Genomic DNA, 1,334 nt, shown 5'->3' on the forward strand with positions numbered 1-1,334 from the left:
CGGCAAGTCGACGCTGCTGCGCATCTTGTCCGGGCGTGAGGAACCGGACAGCGGCCGGGTGGTGTTCGCCCGCGGCATCTCGGTCGCGTACCTCGCCCAGAACCCCACCTTCGACCCCGACCTCACGGTGCTCGACGCCGTGTTCGCGGCCAGCACCGAGATCATGCGCCTGCAGGCTGAGTACGAGCAGGCCTGCCAGGCCGTGTCGAGCGGCGACGAGAGCGCGCTGGCGCGCATGACGGGCCTGGCGGCGGCGCTCGAGGCCAGCGGCGCCTTCGACCTCGAGACCAGCGCCCGCACCGTGCTCAACCATCTCTCGGTCACCGACGTGAGCGCGCGCATCGGATCGCTCTCGGGCGGCGGACGCAAGCGGGTGGCGCTGGCGCACGCGCTCATCACCCGCCCCGATCTGCTGGTGCTCGACGAGCCCACCAACCATCTCGACACCGATGCCGTGGCGTGGCTCGAGCGCTACCTTCAAGGGTACACGGGAACGTTGCTGCTCGTCACCCATGACCGCTACTTCCTCGATCGCGTCACCAACCGCACGGTGGAGGTCGAGAAGGGGCAGGTGCAGACGTTCGTGGGCGGCTATGCCGACTACCTCGAGCGCAAGGCCGAGCGCGAGGCCCAGAAGGCGGTGGCCGAAGAGAAGCGCGACGCGCTCATGCGCACCGAGCTCGCGTGGCTGCGCAAAGGGCCGCGGGCGCGGGCCACCAAGCAGAAGGCCCGGGTCGAGCGCGCCCACGCCCTGCTCGAGGCCCCGCGTGACGAGAAGGAGGCGGCCCTCGACATCAGCCTCGCGGGGCGTCGCCTGGGCGGCAAGACCATCGAGCTGAAGAACGTGTCGAAGTCGTTCGACGGGCGCGCGATCATCAGCGGTTTCACCTGCACGCTCAAGAAGGGCGAGCGCATCGGCATCGTCGGGGGCAACGGCACCGGCAAGACCACGTTGCTCGAGCTCATGTGCGGGCGCCTCGCACCCGATGCGGGCACGGTCGAGACGGGGGCCACCGTGGCCATCGGCTATTACGATCAAGAGAGCCGCGCCCTCGATGACGACATGAAGGTCATCGACTACATCCGCGACGAGAGCGACGCCATACGCACGGCCGATGGCAACGTGCTCACCGCCGAGAAGATGTGCGAGCGCTTCCTGTTCAGCGGGGCCATGCAGCACGCCCCCATCGGGCGGCTGTCGGGCGGTGAGCGCCGTCGTCTCTATCTGCTGCGCGTGCTGATGGGCAATCCCAATGTGCTGCTGCTCGACGAACCGACCAACGATCTCGACATTCCGACCCTGGTGCGACTCGAAGATCATCTCGACGGCTTCG

1 protein-coding gene is annotated in these 1,334 nt (G+C 68.4%); it reads left to right on the top strand.

Translation table 11 applies throughout. The annotated features are described in order from the left end of the window. Positions 1 to 1,334: ABC transporter ATP-binding protein (locus EB084_25650; protein ID NDD31648.1), on the top strand; the 1,334-nt coding region annotated here is incomplete at both ends.

It is taken from the genome of Pseudomonadota bacterium (assembly GCA_010028905.1).
Classification (GTDB): Bacteria; Vulcanimicrobiota; Xenobia; order RGZZ01; family RGZZ01; genus RGZZ01.